23 protein-coding genes and 1 tRNA gene are annotated in these 21,954 nt (G+C 69.2%); 13 read left to right on the top strand and 11 right to left on the bottom strand.

Annotated elements, in window-relative coordinates:
* Positions 1-6: 6 nt before the first annotated feature.
* On the bottom strand, positions 7-657 hold the full coding sequence (locus ACFVAE_RS15650) for a TetR/AcrR family transcriptional regulator (RefSeq protein WP_378894078.1): 651 nt from the start codon (positions 655-657) through the stop codon (positions 7-9).
* A gap of 41 nt (positions 658-698) precedes the next feature.
* Between ACFVAE_RS15650 and ACFVAE_RS15655 the strand changes: the two genes are divergently transcribed.
* On the top strand, positions 699-1,061 hold the full coding sequence (locus ACFVAE_RS15655) for an iron chaperone (protein WP_378894081.1): 363 nt from the start codon (positions 699-701) through the stop codon (positions 1,059-1,061).
* A 14-nt stretch (positions 1,062-1,075) separates the two neighbouring features.
* Here the strand turns inward: ACFVAE_RS15655 and ACFVAE_RS15660 are convergent, their stop codons facing one another.
* Positions 1,076-1,732: a LysE/ArgO family amino acid transporter gene (locus ACFVAE_RS15660; RefSeq protein ID WP_378894083.1), complete on the bottom strand. Its 657-nt coding sequence runs from the start codon at positions 1,730-1,732 to the stop codon at positions 1,076-1,078.
* A 70-nt stretch (positions 1,733-1,802) separates the two neighbouring features.
* On the opposite strand from ACFVAE_RS15660, the gene ACFVAE_RS15665 reads away from it, so the two are divergent.
* Positions 1,803-2,690: a LysR family transcriptional regulator ArgP gene (locus ACFVAE_RS15665; protein WP_378894086.1), complete on the top strand. Its 888-nt coding sequence runs from the start codon at positions 1,803-1,805 to the stop codon at positions 2,688-2,690.
* 123 nt (positions 2,691-2,813) lie between these two features.
* Here the strand turns inward: ACFVAE_RS15665 and ACFVAE_RS15670 are convergent, their stop codons facing one another.
* The 6 genes from ACFVAE_RS15670 to ACFVAE_RS15695 form a co-directional block, all read right to left on the bottom strand.
* Positions 2,814-3,788: a hypothetical protein gene (locus ACFVAE_RS15670; RefSeq protein ID WP_378894089.1), complete on the bottom strand. Its 975-nt coding sequence runs from the start codon at positions 3,786-3,788 to the stop codon at positions 2,814-2,816.
* Between the two features lie 259 nt (positions 3,789-4,047).
* Positions 4,048-4,725, bottom strand: coding sequence for a YqaJ viral recombinase family protein (locus ACFVAE_RS15675; RefSeq protein ID WP_378894091.1), 678 nt, complete (start codon positions 4,723-4,725; stop codon positions 4,048-4,050).
* A 56-nt stretch (positions 4,726-4,781) separates the two neighbouring features.
* Positions 4,782-5,432 (bottom strand): hypothetical protein, encoded by a 651-nt coding sequence (locus tag ACFVAE_RS15680; protein WP_378894092.1) that lies wholly within the window; start codon positions 5,430-5,432, stop codon positions 4,782-4,784.
* Positions 5,429-6,058 (bottom strand): hypothetical protein, encoded by a 630-nt coding sequence (locus ACFVAE_RS15685; RefSeq protein ID WP_378894094.1) that lies wholly within the window; start codon positions 6,056-6,058, stop codon positions 5,429-5,431. The genes ACFVAE_RS15680 and ACFVAE_RS15685 overlap by 4 nt, the downstream gene beginning before the upstream one ends.
* A complete protein-coding gene (locus ACFVAE_RS15690; RefSeq protein ID WP_378894096.1) occupies positions 6,055-7,128 on the bottom strand; it encodes a hypothetical protein in 1,074 nt (357 codons plus the stop codon). The genes ACFVAE_RS15685 and ACFVAE_RS15690 overlap by 4 nt, the downstream gene beginning before the upstream one ends.
* The gene (locus tag ACFVAE_RS15695) at positions 7,125-7,424 is read right to left on the bottom strand and encodes a hypothetical protein (RefSeq protein WP_378894098.1); all 300 of its coding nucleotides are present in this window, start codon (positions 7,422-7,424) and stop codon (positions 7,125-7,127) included. The genes ACFVAE_RS15690 and ACFVAE_RS15695 overlap by 4 nt, the downstream gene beginning before the upstream one ends.
* A 329-nt stretch (positions 7,425-7,753) precedes the next feature.
* Between ACFVAE_RS15695 and rplJ the strand changes: the two genes are divergently transcribed.
* Positions 7,754-8,242 (top strand): 50S ribosomal protein L10, encoded by a 489-nt coding sequence (gene rplJ / locus ACFVAE_RS15700; RefSeq protein ID WP_116241817.1) that lies wholly within the window; start codon positions 7,754-7,756, stop codon positions 8,240-8,242.
* Positions 8,243-8,293: 51 nt separating this feature from the next.
* Entirely contained in the window at positions 8,294-8,677 is a 384-nt protein-coding gene (gene rplL, locus ACFVAE_RS15705) for a 50S ribosomal protein L7/L12 (protein ID WP_157310551.1), read from the top strand.
* 92 nt (positions 8,678-8,769) lie between these two features.
* Here rplL and ACFVAE_RS15710 read toward each other — a convergent pair whose 3' ends face one another.
* A complete protein-coding gene (locus ACFVAE_RS15710) occupies positions 8,770-9,774 on the bottom strand; it encodes a LacI family DNA-binding transcriptional regulator (RefSeq protein WP_378894101.1) in 1,005 nt (334 codons plus the stop codon).
* Between the two features lie 244 nt (positions 9,775-10,018).
* Here ACFVAE_RS15710 and ACFVAE_RS15715 point away from each other — a divergent pair, with 244 nt between their 5' ends.
* The 9 genes from ACFVAE_RS15715 (at position 10,019) to ACFVAE_RS15755 (ending at position 18,545) form a co-directional block, all read left to right on the top strand.
* The gene (locus ACFVAE_RS15715) at positions 10,019-11,350 is read left to right on the top strand and encodes an ABC transporter substrate-binding protein (protein ID WP_378894104.1); all 1,332 of its coding nucleotides are present in this window, start codon (positions 10,019-10,021) and stop codon (positions 11,348-11,350) included.
* Positions 11,351-11,443: 93 nt separating this feature from the next.
* Positions 11,444-12,787 (top strand): carbohydrate ABC transporter permease, encoded by a 1,344-nt coding sequence (locus ACFVAE_RS15720; protein WP_378894107.1) that lies wholly within the window; start codon positions 11,444-11,446, stop codon positions 12,785-12,787.
* Positions 12,787-13,758: a carbohydrate ABC transporter permease gene (locus tag ACFVAE_RS15725; protein ID WP_378894109.1), complete on the top strand. Its 972-nt coding sequence runs from the start codon at positions 12,787-12,789 to the stop codon at positions 13,756-13,758. The genes ACFVAE_RS15720 and ACFVAE_RS15725 overlap by 1 nt, the downstream gene beginning before the upstream one ends.
* Before the next feature lie 239 nt (positions 13,759-13,997).
* Positions 13,998-15,227: a multidrug effflux MFS transporter gene (locus tag ACFVAE_RS15730; protein ID WP_378894428.1), complete on the top strand. Its 1,230-nt coding sequence runs from the start codon at positions 13,998-14,000 to the stop codon at positions 15,225-15,227.
* Positions 15,228-15,283: 56 nt separating this feature from the next.
* On the top strand, positions 15,284-15,913 hold the full coding sequence (locus ACFVAE_RS15735) for a phosphatase PAP2 family protein (protein ID WP_378894112.1): 630 nt from the start codon (positions 15,284-15,286) through the stop codon (positions 15,911-15,913).
* A 14-nt stretch (positions 15,914-15,927) separates the two neighbouring features.
* The gene (locus tag ACFVAE_RS15740) at positions 15,928-16,548 is read left to right on the top strand and encodes a GNAT family N-acetyltransferase (RefSeq protein ID WP_378894115.1); all 621 of its coding nucleotides are present in this window, start codon (positions 15,928-15,930) and stop codon (positions 16,546-16,548) included.
* 19 nt (positions 16,549-16,567) lie between these two features.
* Positions 16,568-16,655 (top strand) — tRNA-Ser (locus tag ACFVAE_RS15745).
* 175 nt (positions 16,656-16,830) lie between these two features.
* Positions 16,831-17,604 carry a tyrosine-protein phosphatase gene (locus tag ACFVAE_RS15750; protein WP_378894118.1) on the top strand — a complete coding sequence of 258 codons (774 nt, stop codon included), beginning with the start codon at positions 16,831-16,833 and terminating at the stop codon, positions 17,602-17,604.
* Positions 17,605-17,639: 35 nt separating this feature from the next.
* Positions 17,640-18,545 carry a rhodanese-related sulfurtransferase gene (locus ACFVAE_RS15755; protein WP_378894121.1) on the top strand — a complete coding sequence of 302 codons (906 nt, stop codon included), beginning with the start codon at positions 17,640-17,642 and terminating at the stop codon, positions 18,543-18,545.
* On the opposite strand, the gene ACFVAE_RS15760 is transcribed toward ACFVAE_RS15755, so the two are convergent.
* Both ACFVAE_RS15760 and ACFVAE_RS15765 read right to left on the bottom strand, forming a co-directional pair.
* Entirely contained in the window at positions 18,532-20,775 is a 2,244-nt protein-coding gene (locus ACFVAE_RS15760) for a transglutaminaseTgpA domain-containing protein (protein ID WP_378894123.1), read from the bottom strand. The genes ACFVAE_RS15755 and ACFVAE_RS15760 overlap by 14 nt on opposite strands.
* Positions 20,768-21,952, bottom strand: coding sequence for a DUF58 domain-containing protein (locus ACFVAE_RS15765; protein ID WP_378894125.1), 1,185 nt, complete (start codon positions 21,950-21,952; stop codon positions 20,768-20,770). The genes ACFVAE_RS15760 and ACFVAE_RS15765 overlap by 8 nt, the downstream gene beginning before the upstream one ends.
* Between the last annotated feature and the right edge of the window lie 2 nt (positions 21,953-21,954).

Consider the following 21,954-nt stretch of genomic DNA (forward strand, 5'->3'; position numbering starts at 1 on the left):
ACCGGATCAGTCCGGCGCGCCTGATCCCTCGGCAGCGTCAGTGCGCAGCAGGCGGTCCAGGAGCTCGAGCGCGGCCTCGTGATTCACGGTGTCGTCGAGCAGCCACTGCGTCTGCAGCCCGTCGGACGCCGCGATGACCAGGGCGGCGACGAGCGCGGGATCCAGGTCGGCGCGAAGCCGCCCGGCATCCTGCAGGCCGCGCACCTGACCGGAGATCTCCGCCCGCAGTCGCGCGAAGCGCGCCGAGATGAACTCCTGCGCGACCGGACGGTCGTCCTCGAGCGCCGTCGCCGTGAGCGTCGAGTAGAGCTGGACCATGCCGGGGATCCGCCGGTTCTGCTCGGCCGACAGTCGCATCGCCATGGCGGGGCTGGCGTCCGGGCCGAGGCCGGGATCGCCGTCGGACTGGCGCTCCGACTCGCGGTACACCTCGACCAGAAGTTCCTCGAGAGAGCCGAAGTAGTGCGTCAACGCGGCATGTGTGACGCCCACTTCCTGCGCGATGGCCCGCAGCGACGTCTTCTGCGATCCGCGCCGCGCGAACACCTCGATCGCCTTGTCCAGGATCTCCTGCCGGCGCGCGATCCCCTTCGCGTATCGCCCCTTGGCCCGCGGCGCGGGCTCGTCCTGAGGCGCCTCGGCGGGGGAGTCGGTCATGACCCGATGATATCGAGCGCCGTCGATGCCAGGATGGGCGCATGGGCACCGTCGATGACTACCTCTCAGGGCTGGAGCCGGCCGACCGGGCGGTGATCGCGCACGTCTACGAGATCGCCCGCGCTGCGGCGAGCGAGACCGAGCAGGGCACGAGCTACGGGATGCCCGCACTGATGCACCGCGGCAAAGCGCTGATCTCGGTGATGCGCACCAAGAAGCACATCGCCGTGTACCCGTTCAGCGGGCGGGTGCCTGAAGTCGTCGCCGATGCCCTGCAGGGATTCGACCACGACAAGGGGACCATCAGGTTCCAGCCGGAGCATCCGCTGCCCGACGACGCGATCCGGGCGATCGTCGCGGCCCGTATAGCCGAGATCGACGACCCGTCACTGCGTCGGGGCTGACCCCGGCTCCGTGCTCAGCCGGTGAAGACCGGGACCACCAGTGCGATGCCCATCGTGACCAGAAGCACGGCGATCGCGGTGTCGAGGATGCGCCAGGCGCGTGGCGTGCGCAGCCAGCGGCCGAGGTAGCGCGCGCCGTAGCCGAGCGCGAAGAACCAGGTGATGCTGCCGACGATCGCCCCGGCGGCGAACAGCCAGCGCTGGTCGCCGTGCGTGGCGGCGATTCCGCCGATCAGCAGGACGGTGTCCAGGTACACGTTCGGGTTCAGCCAGGTGAACGCCAGCGTGGCGAGGATCACGGGAGCGAGTCGAGTGGCGGTCCTCACCCCTCCGTCGCCGGAGGCCATGCCCGCGGCATCCGCCTCGGTGTCGGCGACGAGCGTCTCGCCCGTCGCCGCCCACGCACGGCGAGCGGCGAAGATCCCGTACGCGACCAGCGAGATCCCGCCCGCCCAGCGGGCGACCACGATCAGCCAGGGGGCGGAGTTCACGAGGTAGCCGAGTCCCGCGGTGCCGGCCAGCACCAGCAGGGCATCGGATGCGGCGCAGATCAGCACGACCGGCAGCACGTGCTCTCGACGCATGCCCTGGCGCAGCACGAAGACGTTCTGCGCGCCGACGGCGATGATCAGCGAGTACATGAGGCCGAGGCCGGACAGGAGGGTGAGCACGGATCAACGCTAGGCGCGTGGTCGCATGAACTCCAGCGAAGAGAACTGCATGAGCATTAGCATCGCTTATGTGCAGATCGATGCCCAGCTCGCCGCCACCGTCGCCGCCGTGATCGACGAAGGCAGCTTCGACGCGGCCGCACGACGACTGCACGTGACGCCGTCCGCGGTCAGTCAGCGGATCAAGGCCCTCGAGCAGCAGCTCGGCAGGGTCGTCGTCGTGCGGTCCAAGCCGGTGCGCGCCACCGAGGCCGGCGAGGCGCTGGTGCGACTGGCGCGGCAGGTGGCGCTGCTCGAGCACGACACGATCACCGCCTTCGGGCTGTCGCCGGACCAAGCGGGGGAGACGCGGGTGCGCGTGCCGCTGGCGGTGAACGCCGACTCGATGGCGACCTGGTTCCTCGCGCCGATCGCGCGGGTCGCGCGACAGCACGACATCGACGTGGACCTGCACCGAGACGACCAGAATTACACCGCCCGCCTGCTGGAGTCGGGCGAGGTGATGGCGGCGGTCACCTCGGAGAGCACCCCGGTCGGCGGATGCCGCGTCGAGCCGCTCGGCGTGCTCGAGTACCGACCGATGGCGACAGCCGCGTACCTCGAGCGGTGGATGCCGGGCGGCGTGACGGCCGAGGCACTGGCGAGCGCGCCCTTCGTCGACTTCGACCGGCGTGACGAGCTGCAGCACGACTGGCTGCGGGCGCACGGGGTCGATCCGTGGTCGGTGCCGCGGCACTACGTTCCCGCGTCCTACGACTTCGCGCAGGCGGTGCGGCTCGGGCTGGGCTGGGCGCTCATCCCCCTCGTGCAGGGGGTGGAAGGCCTGGTCGATCTGGGCGGCCCGGCGACCCGCACCCCGTTGTACTGGCAGCAGTGGAACCTGCGCTCCCCGCTGCTCGACGCGATCGCCGCGGAGGTCGCCGCCGAGGCGAGCAGCGCGCTCGCGCCGCTGCGCTGACCCTGCCGTTGCCGGCGAGTGCACCCCTTGCCGCTGAGTGAACCCCTTGCCGGCGAGTGCACCCCTTGCCGACGTCGATAAGTGGTTCGGTCGTAGCGAAGTGGTTCAGTCGCGGATGCCGCATCACGGCGCTCGCACGCCGAACGCGGCCAAGCGCTGTCCGAGTGTGCGCGCGGTGAGGATATGCGGCGACTTCCACCTGACGAACCCACGGCCCGTCGTCCCTCGGATCCAGTCCTCGCGCTCCTTCTCGTCGATCAGAACGTCGTCGATGGACTTGCCGTTGCGCTTCGCCTTGTCGCGGTACTTGGTCTCGCCGTCGAATTCTCCGAAGCTGTCTGCGTCGTCCAGCCCGAAGTCGACGAAGAAGGTATTGCCGTGTGGACCTGGGACAGGCACCTGCAGTCGCGGAGGGGCGAACCCGAGCCGATGCAGTTGCAGTCGACTCACGCTTTCGCCCGGCAGCTGCGCTCGCCCGTCGGCGAATTCCGCCACCCAACGTGCCTGCGCGATGCCGCGGATGCCCGGCCGTTCCGCGATGCGCTCGGCCAGCCCCATGCGCCAGGACTCGACGGCATCGAGGTCCCACTCGCGGCCGCGCTGCGCCATCTGCCTCTCCGCGGCATCCGCAACGGCGACCGCTGCCTCCAGCGGCAGCACCCGGATGAGGTCGAAGACCGTGCGGGACAGGGTCGTGCACCGTATCCCGTCGATGATCTCCGTGTCGAACGGGCCGAGAGGCTCTGGATGCCGTTTCACATCGCCGCGGCTGGAATTCCGGCTGTCGGGGCCGCAGATGAAGTGCACCCATCGCGGGTCGAGGTGGTAGAACGGCAGATCGAACAGGACTGCGGCCGAAGTGCGACAGACCGGCGCGTCCGTCCGCGCATCCCGAGTGGCCGCGATGACCAGCGCGCGGTGCCGTTCTTCAGGCCAGAACCCATTCCATTCCTCACCCTCGATGTACCATCCGCGACGGACGACGTGCAGCCTCTTCGTCTTCACCGCGCTCTGCAGGGTGCGTTCGGTCCAGCCGTCAGTCAGCATCATGCGACGGGAACGGATCAGCGGAGCGAGTTCGGCGACGGACTTGCGCATCCAGACATCCTGGGGCCCGGGGACGGCTCTTACTCCACGGATCTTCCCGCCCTGTGGAGCGCCCATGCGGTTGCTCGATCTGTGGAGCACGTGTGCCGCACCGCCGAGTGCACCCCTTGCCGACGAGTGCACCGGTTATCGACGTCGATAGGTGGTTCGGTCGAAGCGAAGTGGTTCGGTCGAAGCGAAGTGGTTCGGTCGCCGCCAAGTGGTTCAGTCGCGGATGCGGATGCGGATGCCGGATGCCGGATGCCGTGCGTCAGTCGCTGAGCGCCAGGGCGCGGAACATGTCGCGCTCACGCAGCGCCTCGCGGCCGCTGGCGGCGATGGGCGCCTGCTGGGGAGGGCGCTGCCCGGTGGTGCGGTGGTACAGCTCGTCGATGAGGCGCGTGGCGAGGCCGACGAGGCGACCGATCTCGCGGTCGTCGCGATCGATCCACACCGACTTCGGCTCGTCGTGGATCGGGCGGAAGTCGTCGTGCTCCTCCCACACGAACAGCGTGCGCTCGGCGCCGAGCACGTGCTGCTGCCACCACACCTGACGCAGGTAGGTGCGGGGGATGGAGCGCCACGACTTGTTCGTGGTCTTGATCTCGGCGAGCAGCACGCGGCCGTCCGCCTCCTGCACGATCCCGTCGGGGGTGGCCAGGTGCCGCTTCTCGACCTCTGCGCAGAACAGCGCGGACGACGGCAGGATGCCGTGGGTCGCGGCCACCCAGGCGGCGATCTCGGGCTCGCGCCTGCGGCCGTGGTCGGTGTAGGCGTTGCCGCCGAAGCGGGGGCCGGCACCGAGCTTGGAGTCGGCGGCGCGTGCGATGGACGCCTCGCTGGAGAGCCCCGCGACATCCGTCGCCGTGATGCCTCGCGCCCGGGCGCGGAGCCAGGTGACCCGATCGCGGGAGTCCGCGACGATACGCGCTTCGAGTTCCGGGGTCACCTCACGAGGCTACCCCTGCCCTCCGGCATCCGCCTCCGCACACGCCGCCGGTGTGGTCAGGAGCGGCGCAGGCTGTCGCGGATGCGCACCCAGAGCGGATCCTGCTCGGCGACGCCGGAGACCAGGTGCATGACGCCGCCCATCTGCCCGGCGGCGGTCAGGAAGCAGGCCGCGCCCCACAGGACGAGCGTGGTGTAGAGGGAGGGCGCCTGGGAGAAGCCGGGGTACGCGATGATGCCGAGGCCGATGAGGCCGGTGAGGCCCAGGAGCGACGAGGTGATGATGCGGGTGAGGACGGGCGGTTCGAAGTTCACCGTGCGGGCGTTCACCCAGCCGGCGGCGGTGCGGGGGAGTGCACCGCTGCGGTACGGCTCCCGAAGCAGACGCGAGAGCGCGACCAGGATCCGACGGCCGCTCCTGTGCAGCCGGATGAGGATCCAGACGCCGACGATCAGCGCGATCGCACCGATGACGGCCATGGCGATGTCGAACGGTGTCAGGCGGCCGCCCATCAACGGCACGCCGATCGTCGCGACGAGGCCGAACGGGACGAGGGCGAGTATGGCGAGGGCGCCCATGCCGACGCGCGACATGCGGTCGTAATCGCGTCGGAGCTGGCGGATCGGGTCTCCGGGAGTGCGCCCGTCTCCGTCGGTCGGCCCCGCGAGGAGGGGCCGGGAGTCAGGCAGCACGAAGTGGAAACTCATGCAATCGATTCTGCCTCGACGTCACCTGCAGCCGGTGACGGACGTTCTCCGTCGGGAACGAGCTGCGTGGTCGCGAGAGCGAACGCCGCGTGCAGCCCGATGTAGTCCCGTTGGTCGGGGTCGGTGCAGAGGCCGAGCACGAGGACGTCACCCCGGTCGTCCGGAAGGGCGATCTCGCCCACGGCCACGATGACCGGAGTCCCGCCCTCTCGCACCATCGCCGTCGTGACGGTCCCCGTGCGGCCGTCCTCCGTCTGGAACGGCTCGGATCGCGGCTCCTCGCCGAACTTCAGGGCCGGGAACAGGACGTGCAGTCCGCGAGCGCGCCTCCTGGCCTCTGCGCTCGTCGCGGGCATGACCCTCGTGCACATCACAGCGACGAACGGCGACTCGCCGAGGGCGATCGCGATACCGGCGAAATCGAAATCCTTGTCCCGGAAGAACTCGCATCCTGCCTGGTATCCCGCGGTCAGGGCTTCCCGGGCGTCGTCCGGCAGCCACCCCTCGCCGCTGCGCAGGTAGTCCTCCCACCAGGATGCCTGCGCATCGGCGCCCTGCGCGACGAACTCGATCCAGCCCTGAGGCATGGCCTGCCAGATGCGCTGCGGTGAAGTCGTGGTGCTCACGAGTGCTTCTCCACCTCGTCGTAGTAGCCGTTGACGTTGTCGTAGATGCTCTTGGTGCTGTCGACCAGCCAGTAGGCGTTCGCCATCATGGTCTTGAAGTTCAGCGAGAGCGAGCCGGCGAGGCTGCCCGCCGCAGATCCGCCGCCCGCCAGAGCGGGCATCATGCGGTTGAGGTTGATGGCGAACGGGATCTGGTTCCCGGCGCCGAAGGCGCTGCGGATGGCGGCGCCGCCGGCAGCGCCGACGGCGATCCCCAGCACGCCGATCGCGAAGTCGCCCCACGAACCGCGTCCGGTCAGGGCCTGGATGCCGTCGAACGCCACGAGCGCGAGCGCGATTCCGAAGGCGAGGGGAGCCAGGGCCGGGAAGAAGATCGCGGCGATCGAGATGATCGGGGCGATGAAGCGGAGCACATCCTCGAGGAAGGGTATGAGGTCGTCGAGGATGAACTCGCCCAGTCCCTCGGCCGCGTCCCCGAGGAAGCCCATGAAGGACGACCAGCCGCTCTCCTGGTATGCCTCGAGCGGCGATCGTGCGGCCACCAGCAGTCCGGCGGTCGTCGAGGCGTCGTCGTCCACCCTGCGCTTGAGATCCTGCGCCCGGCTGATGATCCCGTCCAGCTCTCCCTGCGCGAGTTCGAGCGCGCGAGACGCGTCGTCCGCGTCGCCGGCAGCATCCGGTGCGGCGTCATCGGCATCGGCGGCGGCCTTGGCCTGCGTCGCCGCCGTGGACTTGGTCGCGACGCTGGACTGCGCGCTCGCGGCCTCCTGCTCAAGCCGTCGGGCCTCGGACTGGTGGCCTGCGAGCTGCGTCGCCCAGGTCTGGAGCGCGTTGCGGGACAGGCGCAGTGCTTCGCCGGAGTCCCTGAGCTGAGGGTGGAAGTCCTCGGCGAGTGTCGAGCGGAATGCGTCGCCGGATTCGCCGATCCACCCGCTGTCGTCACCGCCGCTCATGACGGTCAGCGAGTCGTCGACGTCGTCGACGGCGCGCGTGAGCGTGTCGACCAGGCCCTCGATCGTCGTGAGGTCGCCGGGCGCCGGGTCGAATCCGAGAGCCGGGTACGAGGTCATGCGCTTCCCTCCTCGGACTCCATCGATGCCGCGATCTCCTCGTCGAGCGTGCGGAAGGCCTCCACGACGCCGTCCAGGCCGCCGGCAGCGTCCTTGGCGAAACCGGAGAGCTTGCGCAGGCTGTTCCCCCAGAAGTCACCCATGTCCTGCAGCCGATCACGCAGCTCCGCCTGTGCGACCGCGCCCGAGGGGACGTCGCTGACGGCGTCCGTCGACGAGGACAGCACGTCCCCGATGTCTCCGAGTGTGCGCCGTGTCGTCTCGACCTTGTCGTAATCGATGCTGACGTCGACCATGGGAGTCCTCCGATCCTCCGGGATGGGCGTCTGTCCACCGTAGGTGACGCCATACAGTCGGGCGATGGGCAGAACTACCCACCCGGCGGTCGCCTCGATTTGGGTGGTGACCCGGGATGCCTTAGAGTAGGAGCAACCGAAGACCGCCGGTCATCGTCGTGCGCGAAAGCGCGAGGCGATCGAAGCACTGCATCGCAGGGGCCCGCGCAGGTGTGCGAGATCAGATTTCAGAGCTCCGTGCGCTTGCGCCGGAGCTTTCTTCATGCGGGCCGGAGTCAAGGTCGATGTCCCACCTCCGTGAGGCATCTCGTACACATCAAGGAGTGACCATGGCGCAGAAGGATGCATCGGTCGCAGAGCTCACGAAGTCATTCGAGGACTCTAACGCCGTTCTGCTGACCGAGTACCGCGGTCTGACGGTTGCCCAGCTCAAGGAGCTGCGCAACAGCATCCGTCAGAACGCTGAGTACGCCGTGGTGAAGAACACGCTGACCAAGATCGCCGCGAACAACGCGGGGATCAGCGCTCTGGACGACGACCTCAAGGGTCCGTCGGCCATCGCGTTCGTGCACGGCGACTTCGTCGCCACCGCGAAGGCCCTGCGTGACTTCGCCAAGGCCAACCCGCTTCTCGTGATCAAGGGCGGCATCTTCGAGGGCAACGCCCTCGACGCCGCCGAGGTCGACAAGTACGCCTCGCTGGAGAGCCGTGAGGTTCTGCTGGCGAAGGCCGCGGGCATGATGAAGGCGACGATGGGCAAGGCTGCCGCCACCATCGACGCGCTTCGCGAAAAGCTGGAGACCGCCGAAGCCGCGTGAGCGGCCTGGTGATCTTTTACCCCAAAACCCCATCAATCTAGGAGATACATCATGGCTAAGCTCACCACTGAGGAGCTGCTCGAGCAGTTCGCCGGCCTGACCCTCGTCGAGCTCAACGACTTCGTCAAGGCGTTCGAGGAGAAGTTCGAGGTCACCGCTGCTGCTCCGGTCGCCGTCGCCGGTGCTGCCGGTGGCGCTGCCGGCGCCGAGGCCGAGGAGGAGAAGGACGAGTTCGACGTCATCCTCGAGGCCGCCGGTGACAAGAAGATCCAGGTCATCAAGACCGTCCGCGAGCTGACCTCGCTGGGCCTCGGCGAGGCCAAGGCTCTCGTCGACGGCGCTCCGAAGCCCGTTCTCGAGGGTGCGAACAAGGAGGCCGCTGAGGCCGCCAAGACCGCCCTCGAGGAGGCCGGCGCCACGGTGACCCTGAAGTAATTCCGCTTCACCGCGCTTTCGAAGGCCCCGGGAGAGATCCCGGGGCCTTCTTGCGTCCCAGGAGCCTGTCGGCGGGCTCAGCGGCGCTGAGGTCAGCGAAGCCCCGTCGTCGACGATCGCGCCACCAGTTCGATCGGCAGGTTCGTCTGCCGGGCAGCGGCATCCGGATGATCCATCCGCTCGCGCAACAGCCGCACCGCAGCTGCGCCCTGCTCCCGCGGATGCTGCCGGACGGTGGTCAGCGAGAACATCTCGGCGTGCTCGTGATCGTCGATCCCGATCACACTCAGCTCGGCGGGCACGGCGATGCCGAGCCGTCGGGCGGCGACGATGCCGCCGATCGCGGCTTCGTCGCAGATGCCGACGAAGGCGGTCGGCCTGTTGCGCCGGTCGCCGAGCACCCGCACTGCGGCCTCGTAGCCACCCGGCATGGTGGGTGGGCCGGATGCCTGTCTGACATGCTGCTCCAGGCCCGCGGCGACCATCGCGGCGCGGTAGCCGTCGAAGCGCCGCTTGTCGCCGACGGCATGCGTCGCGGCATCCGCCCGCCCGCCTAGCAGCACGATGTCGCGATGCCCGACGTCGATGAGATGCTCGGTCGCGATGCGCGCGGCCACTGCGTCGTCGATCGAGACGGCGCTGGTGCCCTCGCTGTACGGTCCGACGCTGACGACGGGGGAGGAGACCTGCAGCAGCCGTTCCAGCTCGTGCGCGCTGGGCTGGATGCCGACGGCGACGATGCCGTCGAACCTGCGGCGCGGCAGGATGTGCTCGAAGAGCCGTGCGCGCTCGGCCGATCCCTCCCTGACGCCGTAGAGCACCAGGTCGTATCCCTCGGCGAACAGCGCGTCCTGGATGCCGGCGAGGAGCTCGGCGAAGAACCACCGGTCCAGTGAGGGCATGATCACGCCGACCGACAGCGAGCGGCCGGTCGCCAGGCTCATCGCCGAGGAGTGGGCGACGTAGGACAGGTCCTCCGCGGCAGCCCGTACGCGGTCGCGGGACTCCTCCGAGACGTAGCCGTTCCCGCTCAGGGCGCGGCTCGCCGTCGCCTTGGAGACCCCTGCGCGGGCGGCGACATCGGCGATGGTGCTCATGGTTCCTCCGGTCCGCACACGGCTCGGCCACAGCGTATCGGAACACGTGCACATGCGGAACCGGTTCCATGGGTTAGGCTGTGGGAGCGCTCCCACGACGGGAGCAGATGGTTGCCCTGTTGTAATCGTTCCGCCATTGTGCCGGTGTACCGACGCCGGATAAGTTGGGCTGGAATCGGTTCCTGAACGGATGCCGCATGGCGACCGTCGAGCAATCGACAAGCACTCGAAGAGGAGAAATCACATGGCTTTGTCACAGCGATACCGCCTTCTCGCTCCCCTCGCCCTGGTCGGCGCGGCCGCATTGGTCCTGTCCGGCTGCGCGGAGGCAGGACCGGGCGATGGTGGCTCCGGCGACGGCAAGGGCGCGACCGTCAAGATCGCCGGCGGCATCACCGGCGGCGAGGCGGATGCCCTCAACCAGTCGTTCGAGCAGTTCACCAAGGACACCGGCATCAAGGTCGAGTACACCGGCGACAAGAGCTTCGAGGGCAACATCGTCACCAAGGTGACCGGTGGCTCCGCCCCCGACGTCGCGATCGTGCCGCAGCCCGGCCTGCTGCAGTCGCTCATCGAGACCGGCGAGGTCCAGAAGGGCACCGACACCGTCTCGAAGAACGTCGACGAGTACTGGGACGAGGCCTGGAAGTCCTACGGCAGCGCCGACGGCACCTTCTACGCCGCGCCGATGCTCGCGAACGTCAAGGGCTACGTCTGGTATCAGCCCGCGAGCTTCAAGGAGTGGGGCGTCGAGGTTCCGAAGACGTGGGACGAGCTGCTCACTCTGACCAAGACGATCCAGGAGAAGACCGGTAAGGCACCGTGGTGCGCAGGCTTCGCCTCCGACGCCGCGTCCGGATGGCCGGGCACCGACTGGATCGAGGACATGGTGCTGCGCACCGCCGGCCCCGAGACCTACGACGACTGGGTGGCCAACAAGGTGCCGTTCACCGACTCGAAGATCAAGACGGCCTTCGATGAGACCGGCAAGATCCTGCTCGACCCGAAGTACGTCAACGCGGGCTTCGGCGACGTGAAGAGCATCAACGCGACGGCCTTCGGCGACGTCGCGGCGAAGGTCGCCGACGGCACCTGCGCCCTCACGCACCAGGCCTCGTTCCTGAGCGCGAACTTCCTGCAGGTGAAGACCAAGGACGGCAAGACGCCCGAGGTCGCCCCCGACGGCGACGTGTACGCGTTCGTGCTCCCCGGCATGACCGAGGGCGAGCAGTCGATCGAGGGCGGCGGCGAGTTCGTCACGCGCTTCTCCGACAACGAGGCGACCAAGAAGGTCGTCGAGTACATGTCCACTCCGGAGTGGGCCGATGCGCGCGTCAAGCTCGGCGGCGTGATCTCGGCCAACAAGGGAGCCGACCCCGAACTGGCCTCGAGCGAGTTCCTCGTCGACGCCATGAAGCTGCTCCAGGACAAGACGACCACGTTCCGCTTCGACGGCTCGGACATGATGCCGGCCACGGTCGGCTCCGGTTCGTTCTGGAAGGGCATGGTCAACTGGATCGACGGACGTCCGACCGACCAGGTCCTGAAGGACATCCAGGCGGGGTACGAGAACTAGTCACGACGGGCTCGAGTCCGGCAGGATGGGGCCGTCCGCTCTTCGCGGGCGGCCCCATCCAGAGCCCGACGCCGTGCTCAGAAAGGCAGGGTCATGTCTGACACCCGCACGCTCATCACCCCGAAGAAGTCGAGTGCACCGCCCCCGCCGCACACGAAGGAGGGAAGGCACTCCTCCCGCGTCACCGGTCTGGTCGCCCTGATCGTCGGTGTGCTCATCGTCGCGCTGTTCCTGTTCATGGTCACGCGCACGCCGCTGGAGGACCCGAAGCCCACGTCGCTCGGCTTCTCGCTGAACAGCTTCTTCGTCTGGATCGGCGGCATGAACCCGCTGGTGCAGATCCCCATCGTCATCGCCGTCTTCGGCCTCGTCGTCGCACTGATCCTGGTGCTGATCGAGTACGCGCCACGAGCAGGCAAGGGCTACACGATCCTGCGCGTGGCAGCATGCTTCATCATCCCGTTCATCGCGTTCATGATGATGCGGCCCTATCAGGGCGCCGTGGTCTACGTGGTCGCGATCGCGCTGCTCGCAGGGGCGCTGCTGTTCTTCGCGGACTACCGCGCCAGGGCAGGGGCCGGATACCTGTTTCAGCTGATCATCTTCCTCGCCCCGGCGGCGATCCTGCTGCTCGTGGGACTGATCTACCCGGCGATCTCGACCTTCTTCCAGTCGTTCTTCGACAAGAGCGGCAAGGACTTCGTCGGACTGGACAACTACGTCTGGACGTTCACCCAGCCCGAAGGGCTGTGGTCGGTGGTGAACACCCTGATCTGGGCGCTTCTGGCGCCGACGATCTCGACCATCATCGGGCTGGCATATGCGGTCTTCATCGACCGCGCCCGCGGTGAGAAGGTGCTCAAGGTCCTCGTGTTCATGCCCGTGGCGATCTCATTCGTCGGCGCGGGCATCATCTGGAAGTTCGTCTACGACTACCGCGAGGGTGACCAGATCGGCATCCTGAACGCCGTCATCACCTGGTTCGGCGGACAGCCGGTCGCCTGGCTCGACACCACGCCGTTCATCAACACGTTCTGCCTGCTGGCGGTGTTCATCTGGAGCCAGACCGGCTTCGCGATGGTGTTCCTCTCCGCCGCGATCAAGGGTGTGCCGTCCGAGCAGCTCGAGGCGGCCGAGCTCGACGGCGCCAACGCCTGGGAGCGCTTCCGGAGCGTCACGGTGCCCGGCATCCGCTCCTCGATCATCGTCGTGCTCACCACCATCACGATCGCTTCGCTGAAGGTCTACGACATCGTCGCGAACATGACCGGCGGCCGGTCCAACACCTCGGTGCTGGGCTTCGAGATGGTCAACCAGCAGCAGCGGTTCCAGAGCTATGGACACTCCTCGGCGCTGGCCGTGGTGCTGTTCCTGTTCATGGTTCCGCTGATCGTCTACAACGTGCGCAGTCTGCGCAAGCAGAGGGAGGAGCGCTGATGGCCACCGTGGACACCACTCCGCGTTTCGACGCCAAGGAGGCCAGGCGCGTCGCCAGGCAGACGCGCAAGCTCGAGAACGAGGCGCACAAGAAGCTCACCTCGAAGACGGCGACGATCGTCGCGATCGCCATCGCCGTGGTCTGGACGATCCCGACGCTCGGTCTGTTCGTCACCTCGTTCCGTCCGGGTGCGGACTCGTCGGTGACCGGATGGTGGACCGTCTTCGTCGACCCGAACTTCACGCTCTCGAACTATGCGACGGCGCTGACCTCGGGCGGCACGGCGCTGACGCTCGCCGACTCGTTCATCAACTCGCTGGCGATCACGATCCCGGTGACCGTGTTCGCAGTGGCGGTCGCCGCACTCGGGGCGTACGCGTTCGCGTGGATCCCGTTCAAGGGCAGGGGGTTCCTGTTCGTCGCGGTGTTCGCGCTGCAGATCGTGCCGATCCAGATGACGCTGGTGCCGCTGCTCAGCCTGTTCTCGCGCGGCCTCACCATCAACGGAGTGGCGATCTTCCCGGGGCTCGCGATGCGCGACGTCGACCACAGTTTCGCGACGGTCTGGATCGCGCACACGATCTTCGCCATCCCGCTGGCCATCTTCCTGCTGCACAACTTCATGGCCGAGCTGCCCAGCGAGCTCATGGAGGCGGCGCGGGTCGACGGTGCGGGGCACGGGCAGATCTTCTTCCGCATCATCCTGCCGCTGTCGATGCCGGTGATCGCGTCGTACGTGATCTTCCAGTTCATCTGGGTCTGGAACGACCTGCTGGTCGCGACGATCTTCGCGCCATCGAGTTCGCTGCCACTGATGCAGACGCTGAACTCGCTGTCCGGGTCGTGGGGTGACCAGTGGTTCCTGCAGTCCGCCGGAACGTTCATCTCGATCGTCGTGCCGCTGATCGTGTTCTTCGCACTGCAGCGGTTCTTCGTGCGCGGCCTGCTGGCCGGCGCGACGAAGGGCTGAGCTCGACGCGCAAGGCCGCCGGGGACCGTCTGAGACGGGCCCCGGCGGTCATCGCGTGCGCGGGATGCCGGATAGACTGAGGGCTTTCTCGAATCGATTCGACTTCCTCCCGAAAGAACGCAGTGGCACACGACCGCACCCCGACCGGCAGTATCCGCGCCATCACCGGCAGCATCCGCACCTCGACCGCCACCGGCGCGATCCGCACCCTGGGGCCGGACCCGGCGACCGCGCCGGTCATGCTGCACCCGGGCGACGCGATCCCGTCCGGGCGCCGGGTGCTGTACATCGTCCTGCTCGGTGCGCTCACTGCGCTCGGCCCGTTCACCATCGATCTGTATCTGCCGGCGTTCCCGATGCTGGAGAGCGACTTCCAGACCTCGGCGGCGATGATCCAACTCACGCTGACCGGCACCATGATCGGCTTCGCCGTCGGCCAGCTGGTGGTGGGTCCGCTCAGCGACAAGGTCGGACGCCGCGTGCCGCTGATCGCGGTGACGGCACTGCACGTCCTGGCCAGCGTGGCCGCAGCTCTCGCGCCGAGCCTGCTGCTGCTCGGTGGCGCACGCGTGCTGATGGGCGTCGGCGCCGCAGCGGGCGGCGTCGTGGCGATGGCGATCGTGCGCGACCTGTTCGGCGGCAGGCGGCTGGTGGTCATGCTGTCGCGGCTCGCCCTGGTCTCCGGCGTCGCGCCCGTGGTCGCGCCGCTGATCGGGTCGTGGCTGCTGACGGTCATGTCGTGGCACGGAATCTTCGTGGTGCTCGCCTGCTACGGCGCGGTCATGCTCGTGACCACGGCGATCTTCATCCCGGAGACGCTGCCGAAGGAGCGCCGTCAGGAGCGAGGCACCGGCACCGCACTGCAGCGCTACCGCAGTGTGCTCACCGACCGCGTCTTCCTCGGCGTGCTGGTCATCGGTGGCATGACCTTCTCCGGTCTGTTCTCGTACCTGTCGGCCTCGCCGTTCCTGTTCCAGCAGACCCACGGACTCGATCCGCAGCAGTACGGGCTGCTGTTCGCCGTGAACTCGCTCGGCGTGGTGCTGGGTGTGCAGACAGCGGCACGCCTGGCCGCCCGGTTCGGGCCGCAGTGGGTGCTCGCCGTCTCGACCGCCATGCTGCTGATCTCGGGCGCGGCGATCATCGTGTTCGATCAGCTCGGTCTCGGCTTGTGGGGCACCGTGATCCCGCTGTTCGTGTTCATGACCTCGTGCGGCTTCAGCTTCCCGTGCGTGCAGGTGCTCGCGCTCGATCGGCACGGCAAGGCCGCCGGCACCGCGGCGTCCATCCTCGGCGCGAGCAACAACGGCATCGCCGCGCTCATCTCGCCGGTGGTCGGCTGGATCGCGCGGGATGCCGGGGTCACCGCCACCACGATGGCCTCCGTCATGGCCGGGTGCGCCGTGGTGGCGATTCTGTCGCTGTGGCTGATCGTGCGCCCGCGCACGGTCGCGATGCTGTCGCCCTGAGCCTCCGTCGGAAGCTCAGGCGAGCGCAGCACCCGCGCACCGGGCAGAATGGCACGATGGGCAGGCGCACGGCGGGGATCATGGGCGGGGTCCTCGTGGCGGCCGCAGTACTGCTCGGGATGCTGGTGACGTGGGTGCCGGCCGCGCAGCTGCCCGACAGCGCCTGGAACTCCCTCATGGGCGACCTGCGTCGCCCCTGGCTCGTCGACGCCGCGCTCTTCTTCAACTGGATCGGCGGCGGGTGGCGGGCGGTGCTGCTCGTGCCGCTCGGGATCGCCGCCATCCTGCTGATGCTCCGGCGCTGGTATGAGGCCCTGTTCGCGCTCGTCGCGTTCGCCGCGAGCGCCGGAGGCGTACAGCTCCTCAAGCATGTGTTCGCCCGGGACCGGCCCCAGGATCTGCTCGTGCCCTCCGATTTCGGTTCATTCCCCTCCGGGCATACCGCCAATGCGGTGACGATCGCCGTGGTGCTGTGGTTGATCGCACCGCGGGTGTGGGTCGCGGTGCTCGGAGCGCTGTGGACCGCCGCCATGGCGCTCTCACGCACCCTGCTGAGCGTGCACTGGCTGACCGACACGGTCGGCGGCATCCTCATCGGCGCCGGCGCGAGTCTGCTGGTCGCCGCGCTGCTGTGGGGCTGGCTACGCTGGGAACGGCGCCCGCCGCGGGCGGAGCGCGCTGCCTGACCCAGGAGGACTCCGTGCCGCAGATCCGCCCCTATCGCCCTGCCGACCGCGACGGTCTCTACGACGTGTGCGTCAAGACGGCCGACTCCGGCAAGGACGCCAGGGGCGTCCTCTCGGACGACCGGCTCTGGGGCGACATCTGGGCGGTGCCCTACGCGGAGCGGCATCCCGACCTGTGCTGGGTCGTCGAGTCGGATGACGCGCGGGTGATCGGCTACATCGTCGCGACCGACGACACCCTGTCGTTCGAGCGCTGGTTCCATGACGAATGGTGGCCGACGCGCGTCGGCCAGTACCCCGTGCCGCCGGTTCCCGGTCACGGGCGGCAGACCTGGGTGATGTCGTACGCCGCCGCGCGTGGCGGGAACGAGGAGCCCAACGCCGCCGAGTACCCGGCGCACCTGCACATCGACCTGCTGCCCGAGACCCAGGGGATGGGTCTGGGGCGTCGCCTCACCGAACTGCTGTTCGCCGAGCTCGCGGATCGCGGCGTGGGCGGGCTGCACCTGGGCATGAACCCGGACAACACCGGGGCGGGTGCGTTCTACGAACGGCTCGGCATGCAGGTGCTCCCGTCGGACGAGGGAGTGCGCGTGTACGGCGTTCGGTTCGGGGCACCCCCGGCGATCGGATAGACTGTTCAGGTTGTTCCTTGGTGACGTGTCCGAGCGGCCGAAGGAGCACGCTTGGAAAGCGTGTGTTGTGCAAGCAACCGCGGGTTCGAATCCCGCCGTCACCGCCAAAGACCCGAGCCCCCAGGACGAAGTCCCGGGGGCTCGGGTCTTTTCCGATGACGGTTGGCACATCGAACAACAGGGCCCCCACGCGGCGAGGAGTGGCCGCGAGGGACTCGAATCCCGTTCCGCGAGGGACTCGAATCCCCCGCGGCTCCCTCCCGCCCCGGTAACCTGACGACCGTGACGACGCCCTGGATCGACGGAACCCACAACTCGCGTGACACCGGCGGGATGCCGCTCCGGCACGGAGGTGCGACGAGGTCGGGGGTGCTGTACCGCTCGGATGCGCTCGTCGGGGCCACCGAGGCGGGTCTCGCGACACTCGCGCAGAGCCCGATCGGCGTCATCGTCGACTTCCGCACCGACATCGAGCGCGCGCAGGCGCCGGACCGGTTGCCCGTCGTCCGCGACATCCGTGTCGTCCAGCTGTCGATTCTCGAGGCTGCGCTGGCGATGCCCGCCGAGCTGAAGCTGGACGAGGCGGCGACGAAGACGCTGCTCTCCCGCATCCCCACGCTGTCGGACCTGTACCTCGGGATGCTGCAGCACAGCCCTTTGGCCTTCGCGGAGGTCGCACGCCTGATCGTGAGCCCGCCGGATGCCGCGCACCCCGCGGTTCTGGTGCACTGCACGGCGGGCAAGGACCGCACCGGGATGTCCACGGCGCTGCTGCTCGACGCGGTCGGGGTCGAGCGCGCTGCGATCGTCGCCGACTACGCATCGAGCCAGGTGAACCTCGCCGGCGAATGGTCGGACGGGATGCTGGCGAGGATGACCGCGATGGGCGTGCCTGCACTGCCTGCGATCATCGAGGTCGTCACCGGGACACCGCCGTCCGCGATCGAGGCAGCGCTGGCCTGGCTGGACGACCGTGGCGGCAGCGCGGAGTACCTGCTGAGCGGCGGACTCACCCAGGGCGAGCTCGACGGCCTGCGCGAGCGCCTCTCGGCCTGAGGGGCCTGCCCAGCCCGGCATCCTAAGATCTTCTGGTGCCCACCCCGAAGATCGTGCTGTTCTATGCCTTCGCGCCGCTCGCCGACCCCGAGGCGATCCGGCTCTGGCAGCGCGATGTATGCGAGCTGCTCGGCCTGCGCGGCCGTATACTCATCTCCACGCAGGGCATCAACGGCACGCTGGGCGGAGATCTGCCGAACGTGAAGAAGTGGCTGCGCCGGTTCCGCGAGCATCCCGCGTTCAAGACCGCCGACATCAAGTGGAGCGAGGGCACAGGGCTCGACGCCGACGGACGGAGCGTCGACTTCCCGAAGCTCAGTGTGAAGGTGCGCGACGAGATCGTGTCCTTCGGGGCGCCGGGTGAGCTCACGGTCGACGAGCACGGCGTCGTCGGCGGAGGCGCACGGCTGACGCCCGATGCCCTGCACGAGCTGATGTCCGAGCGCGGTGATGAGGTCGTCTTCTTCGACGGTCGCAACGCGCTCGAGGCCGAGATCGGTCGGTTCAGGAACGCGATCGTGCCCGACACCGAGACCACGCGCGACTTCGTCGGCCTGCTCGACAGCGGCGCCTACGATCACCTCAAGGGCAAGCCCGTCGTGACGTACTGCACCGGCGGCATCCGCTGCGAGGTGCTCTCCAGCCTGATGACCGCACGCGGATTCGGTGAGGTGTATCAGCTCGAGGGCGGCATCGTGCGCTACGGCGAGCGGTTCGGCGACGACGGACTCTGGGAGGGCTCGCTGTACGTCTTCGACAAGCGCGGCTCGGTCGACTTCTCCGACCACGCCGCAGTGATCGGCACCTGCGCGGGATGCGGCGAGCCGACCAGGCGCACCGCGAACTGCCCCGATCCCTCCTGCCGCAGGCAGTTCGTGGTCTGCGAGACCTGCGATGCAGTGCCCTGCGAGGGGCACGCGGCGCGTTCTACTTCCCGGTGACGACCGCCGCGCCGTCCCGGCGGCGCGGCAGCAGCGACCGCGGCACCAGGCGGGCACCGAGCCGCGCCGGCACGCTCGACGACGCGCGCAGCGCGCGGTCGACCCGCGTCAGCGTCCCGCCGAGGCCGGATGCCGGATCCGACGTCTCCGCGTACGCCGCACGCTCAGCGGCACGGACGAGGGCCGTCACGTCCGCGGCATCCGCCTTCGTCTCGGCCACGATCCAGTCGCCGCGACTGCGCGCGGTGTCGGCATCCGACACCGGCATGCGCAGATCTACCATGGTCGCCTGCAGCTCGCGCCACGCGACCAGTGCATCGCCGCGCGAGGCGCGGCGCAGACGAACGAACTGCAGAACGAGGCGGATCAGCGCGGGCAGCAGCAGCGCCACGAGCAGCCCGAGCATCGTCCACAGGAACGGTGCGGGGTTCGCGACCTGCCTGCCGCCGATGCCACCGCCCTGGGCGCCGGGATCCCTCAGATCGTCTGTCGCCGCCGGGGAGGGGGCGGTGGTCGGCGCGGTGGTCGGGGTCGGTGCCTCGGGAGCCTCGCCGTTGCCGCCGCCGGCCGCGGCGAACTCGGTCGGCACGCCCAGCGTCGCGGTGGGCTCGAACGGCACCCAGCCGATGCCCTCGAAGAACACCTCGGGCCAGGAGTGCAGCTGGTCGCTGTCCACCTGGTAGATCGGCCGGTCATCGCGCTGCTGATCGGTCGCGCGGCCGGGCAGGTACCCGACCACGATGCGCACCGGCATGCCCATGCTGTGCGCCATCAGTGCGAAGGCGCCGGCGAAGTGGATGCAGTACCCCGAGCGCACGCTGAGGAACGAGACCACGGCTTCGGCGCCGGTGCCGTCGAAGTCCTGGTCGACGGGCGTCTCCAGCGAGTAGGTGAACTGGCTGCGGAACCAGCTCTGCAGGGCGATCAGGCGGTCGTAGTCGTTCGTCGCTCCCGCCGTCACCTCCTTGGCGGTCTCGGCGATCACCGGCGGCAGTTCGCCGACGACATCCCCGACGTCGGCGCCCCGGGCGCGGGCGGCGCGGATCTGCTCGAGCGAGGGTTGCACCTCGATCGAGGTCACGGTGTAGTCGGAGCCGTCCGCGTTGCGCGTGTCCGACGAGGCGGTGCGGTTGCCGGGCATCGCCTCCCAGCCGCTGTCGAGCCCGGAGATCTTCTCGGCGGCGTAGGGGAGCGGCAGTCGCGCGCTCGACATGCCGTTGACGCGGATCGAGGTGCGCTGGTCGTCGGTCTTCACCTCGGGAGACCAGTCCGGAACGCCGAAGCCGTCGTCGATCGGCTGCCGCGCGGGCCGGTCCGGGCGCCAGATCTCTCCGTCGAAGCGTGAGAGCGTGGCCAGCCGGAGGTACGGGGCGCTCGCCGCGCTGGTCACCACCGACATCACCGGCACGCCCTCGGGGCGACGCAGATCGTCGCCGAGGCGCAGGGACGCATCGACGCGCACCGTCGGCCCTGTGCCGGGAAGCGTCGCCGACACGGGCAGCCCGGGGGCGATCACCAGAGCGGCGACCACGGCGACGGCGCCGACGGCGGTCGCCACCGAACCCGAGCTGCGACGCGGTGCGCGGTCGTCGTGCCGCGCTCCGTACCGGAACAGCACCAGCACGAGCACGGCGAGGAGTACGAACCAGACCACGTTCGCACCGCCGCTGACGATGACCATCGGCACCGCACCCACGACCGCGACCACCAGTGCGGTGGCGATCACCCAGCGCAGCGCGACGAGCTGATCGATCAGCACTGCCAGCAGTCCGAAGGTGCAGCCGAGCAGGACGGCCATCCCCGTGGTGGCCTCGATCGGTGCGACGCCGTTCAGCACCTCCTGGAACGCGTTGCCGAGGTGCGCTGCTGCGAGCCGCAGCGCGGCCGGGGTGGGGATGAGGCCGAACCAGGCCGCCTCGCGCACCAGCATCGTCGTCAGCACGACGCAGACCACCACCAGCTGGGCGGCGAGCGTCGTCCATGCGCGCGCGGAGGCGCTGCGGCGGGAGAGCAGCCTCCGCATCAGGACGCCGGTGACCGCCGTGGCGATGATGACCACGAGCACGACCATCGTCCAGGCGCCCGGCTGCACGGCCGAGGTGTATGGCCACACGGCGACAGCGGTCGCGGCGGCGGCGAGCAGCGCCGGGGCGATCGGAGCGGGACGCGCGTCGGGGTTGCGCACGCCCCAGGCGCTCTGCGGTGCGGCGGCGGTGGACGGATCAGCCATGCAGCGCTCCCGGCATCGGGATGACGTCCTGCCAGGCATCCGCCAGGTCGGTGTCTTCGGAGATCTCGGCGGTGCGCCAGCCGTGTGCGGCCGCGGCGGGCAGTGCGCCGTCGGCCGGTCCGGCGGCGAACAGGATCGGCGCGGCCGCACCTGCGGGGCGCATCCGGTCAGCGTCCACATCGCCGATCGCGCCGGTGATGACCACGAGCGGGCCCGGGGCCGACCCGCCCACCAGCGCGGCGATGTCGCGCGACTCACCGCGCGGCGAGACCGTGGCGAGGGCCACCAGCAGGCCGTCGCGGTCGTCCTCGTGGCCGTGCAGCGATCCGAGCAGCTGCCCGGCGCTGTCGATCACGTTGACGCCGTAGCCGTCCTGCACCAGGCGCACGGCGACGGAGGCGCACAGCGAGACGGCGGTCTCGAACAGAGGGTCGGGAGCGATGCCGGGGCGCGCCCAGCGCGAGGCGGCGCGATCGAGCACCACGACGGCGTCGGGGCTCGCCTCCTCTTCCTCTTGCCGCACCATGAGGTCGCCGCGGTGCGCGGTGGCGCGCCAGTGGATGCGGCGCATCGAGTCGCCCGGAACGTAGTGCCGCGGGGTCAGGTTGTCGCTGCCAGGACCGAGTCTGCTGGACCGGGAGTGCGCGCTGCCCCCGGAGGCGCCGACGCGCACGGGCAGCGGCTCCAGGGCGACCACCTGCGGCACCACGGTGATCATGCTGGTGTCGCCGAACTGCTGCTCGCGCTGCGCGAGGCCGAACGGGTCGACGGTGCGCAGCAGGAGCGGGCCGAGCGCGGAGACGCCGCGTCGCGCGCCCGTGACCTGGTAGCGCAGCGAGGTGCTGCCGCGCTCGTACTCTCCTGATGCGTCGCCGGTGACCGCGGCGGGCAGCTCGTCGCGCCACAGACCGTAGGGGGCGCGCAGCGCCCGCAGGTCGAAGCGGACCGTCACCCGCGAGGTCTCGCCGACCGTCAGCAGGTCGGTCGAGATCACCCGCGACACCGTGCCGCTGCGATGCGGCAGGTGCACGGCGACAGCGGCGACCACGGGCAGCGCGAACAGCAGCACGGCCAGGTAGATCAGCACGGGCGCCGCGATGAGGTTCGCCGCGATCACGAGCAGGACGCCGCACAGCAGGCACCCCACGCCGCGCAGGGTGAGCGGACGCCGGTGCATGA

The organism is Microbacterium sp. NPDC057659, assembly GCF_042799915.1.
Lineage (GTDB): Bacteria > Actinomycetota > Actinomycetes > Actinomycetales > Microbacteriaceae > Microbacterium.